Source organism: Caballeronia choica (genome assembly GCF_001544535.1).
Lineage (GTDB): Bacteria > Pseudomonadota > Gammaproteobacteria > Burkholderiales > Burkholderiaceae > Caballeronia > Caballeronia choica.
In genome coordinates this window covers 1-3,384 of the sequence record NZ_FCON02000330.1, presented here as the reverse complement: position 1 = coordinate 3,384, position 3,384 = coordinate 1, and the positions used below count along the sequence as shown (strand labels likewise).

The window sequence follows — 3,384 nt, the reverse complement described above, 5'->3', positions numbered from 1 at the left end:
CTAAGCGTCACCGCGCCGTCCCTTGCAACGACGCTGATATTGCCGGCACTGATCTCCTTGTGCTTTGCGATGGCGTTATAAACCTGCCGCCGCAGCGCGCGATTCGCCTTGCGTCCCGTGGCCGGGGCCGCTGAACCCGACGCCGCCATTGCGGATGCACCCGACGTACTGGCCGTGTCGCTGGTCTGGGACCATGCGGTCATGGATGTTGCGACGATTACGGCTCCAACAGCCAGCCTGAATGTCTTGATGCTCTTCATTGAATACTCCCCGACGCTAGTGTGTTGAGTTAAAAGTTCGTTGAATTTCAGGCGGCACGCATTGCAGGCCGTTCCCGACTCGGTGGAAATATGCGCCACGCGCCGTCTTGGTGACGAAAAAAGAACAGCGCAACCGGACCTGCCGCCGTTAAGGTCTCGACGCACACATGGCATTCGTGTTTGGACCGTCTGTTTCTGAACTCGGTCACCCGAAGCCCGTTCGCCGGATCGGGGCCAGCCAGTGCTCGACAATCTCGCGCAACGAGTTTTTCGCTCTATTCATGACTATCCTTCTGTTTATCTGGATGCCACGGCCCTGCCTACGCACCTGATACAGCTTGTCTCGCGCTGGCCAAATACCCTCCGTGAATCGAAATGTTTTAAGCGAACTTCAGACTCGGGACACCGATACCGATATGTGGGTTGAAGGTTGCCAAATCAGAAGGTATGGCGGATGCCGACCATCGCCGCCGTAGTGGACTTGCCCGGCGCGACGGGAGCCCCATAGACGACCGTCTGGTTCATGGTGCCATCGTTGTTGACATACCCGACTTGCGCGTACGCCTTGGTCCGCTGGGACACGTTGTATTCAGCACCCACCGCGACTTCGCTCGAATGATTCGCCGAATGGTTCCGGTCCTTCAGGTAATAGAAGCCGGACGTGACCTTGAAGCGCGGGCTGAACTGGTAGCCCAGGCCGCCCGATGCCATTTCGAAGTCCGCGGTGTTGGTATTCGCCGGGTTTTTGCCGATGCCGTACGAGGCGGATATCGAGAACCCGCTGATCGTGTACATCGCACCGAGATAGTAGAAGCGATTGTTGGCCAGACCCGTCGCGGGCACGGCCGGCGCCGCCGGATAGGTCAGCGGAAACGGATTGGTGTCGTGCCCGTTGTAGTACACCGCGGCGAGATTCAGACCGTAGTTCGAATACTTGAGCACCGCCGACTCGCGCGTGCCGCCCTGGAACTGACCGGCAACACCGCCCGGCGCGTACTCGAGCGCGAGCGAGGCGCCGTAGAATTTAGGCGAATTGTAGACCAGCGCGTTGCTGTCATACAGGGCGCCGATCGGGGCGTTCGTGCTGGTGCCGGGCCAGCCGGCCGCCTGATTCACGCCCAGCCACGCAGTCAGGATACTGCCGAAATACTGCGCGCCGCGGACATCGGTTTCCGACATCGCGTAGATCATCGGGATGATCTGCCGGCCGGCGTCGATCGAGCCGAACGGGCCGGATGCCCCGACTGTCGCGAACTGGTTGAAGATCGCGGTCGTACCCGGCGTGTCAGACAGTCCAAACTTGCCGTTCGTGGTGTTGAATGCGCCCTGCAGCTTGAAGTTGATCTTGTAGCCGCCGCCGATGTCTTCGCTTCCCTTCAAGCCCCAGTAGCTCGAATAGATGCCGCCGTCCTTGAGTTGATAAACATGGCCCAGGTTCGGTGCGTGCGGCTGGAACGATGCCGCCGAGGTGCTTTGATACAGCAGTCCGGTGTCGACGACGCCGTAGAGCGTCACCGACGATTGGGCGTGGGCGGCGGTGGCGAACATCACCAGCGCCGCGGCACTGCTCAATTTTAACTTTAACGTTGATTTCATTTTTTCTCCTCCGGTCGTGGGGCCTCCGGGTGGAACCGGAGGCTTATTAGTTGTTGCTTGTTTGAAAATGATTTGCTGTTGCGTCGGCGTGTCAGGCCGACCGCTCTCGCGCTCAAGGACGCGCCCTCCATCTGGAACGCTGCCTGTCCAATCGATAAGGCATCCCGATTTACATGAAACGTCTTGGTCACGTTAGCTATTTGCACCATAACCTCGCGCGCCACGCAGATAACGCACGCCAATCAACAGGACGACGGTGGACGCGACACTGGCGAGTGGCAACAGTTGCAAGGCGGGCGCCAGGCCGAGTCGGTCTGCCAATGCGCCCGTCACAACGGAACCCGGCGCCAGCCCAAGAACGTTGAGGGCCAGGGCGAGCGTTGCCATGGCTGTACTGTGAATCGCCTTGGGCGTCAGATTCGCGACCATCGTACCGGCCGGGCCCATAATGCCAGCGCTAAAGAACATCGCCAATGCGATGAGAGTGAGTTGGACTGGACCGACGGGAAACTGGAATGCCGCGAACAGCAATACTCCGCAGGCCAGGTTAAAGGTGATCGCCAGGAGCATTTTCCGTCGCGGCGAATCACGTCCCAGGCGATCGGACAGTGCGCCGCACAGGGGCATTCCACATGCGCCGCAAAGGACGAAGATTGCTGCGACGCCACCCGCCTTGCTCAGGGGCATGTCATAGACCCGATTCAGGAAACTCGGCAGCCACGCAAGCAGGCCACCGCTGATGAAGAGCTGCAGGCCACTACCGATATAGACGCAGATCAATACCGGAGAGGAGAACAGGTCTTTCAGCACCTGCCTGACGCGGACCGGCGCCAGCGATTTGGTTTGCCTGTTGCCGCTTGATTGGCCTTTCGCCCCTTCGATCCGCGACGGACTGGCGACCATCATATAGAGCACGGTCAGCGCGATGCCAAAGACTGCCATGCCAACGAACGCACTGCGCCAACCAAAGTGGCTTGCCAGTGAACCGCCAAACCCGATCCCCATGACTGACCCGACCATGCCGCCCGCGAAAAATGCGCCAGTTACCGTGGAGGTGTGCCGTGCGGGAAACATGCTGATGAGAATGGCCATGCCAACGCTGGCGTAAGCGGCTTCGCCGACACCGACCAGAAAGCGCGCCGACAGCAACGTGAAGTAGTTGTGCGACAGGCCGCACAGCAAGGTCGCGATGCTCCAGATCGCCGCCATGATGGTCACGCTGCGTACGCGACCCCATCGGTCGGCCGCAAGCGAGATGGGGAACGCCAGGATGCCAACCGCCAGCGAGACAATGCCGCTGAGCGCTCCGAGCCGAGCGTCGGACAACCCCCAGTCCGCCTTTATTTGTGGAAAGACCGCGCTGAGCACTTGCCGCGACATATAGTCGGACAAAAGCAGTCCGAATGTCAGCGCAAAAATGACCCATGCATAACCGCGGATGCGCTGCGGGCGCTCACCGTCATAGGACGCTATTTCTTGCATATTCACTGCCACAATTCTGTCTCCTGTTATTGCTGCTGCAAATGCC

At 59.8% G+C, this 3,384-nt stretch carries 3 protein-coding genes; all 3 read right to left on the bottom strand.

The genetic code is table 11. The features are described 5' to 3' along the window. The coding region (locus tag AWB68_RS43345; RefSeq protein WP_087650243.1) for a transporter at positions 1-260 on the bottom strand (260 nt) is incomplete at its 3' end. 438 nt (positions 261-698) lie between these two features. Then, on the bottom strand, positions 699-1,856 hold the full coding sequence (locus AWB68_RS43335; RefSeq protein ID WP_087650242.1) for a porin: 1,158 nt from the start codon (positions 1,854-1,856) through the stop codon (positions 699-701). Between the two features lie 192 nt (positions 1,857-2,048). After that, on the bottom strand, positions 2,049-3,338 hold the full coding sequence (locus AWB68_RS43330) for an MFS transporter (RefSeq protein WP_374729665.1): 1,290 nt from the start codon (positions 3,336-3,338) through the stop codon (positions 2,049-2,051). Positions 3,339-3,384 lie beyond the last annotated feature (46 nt).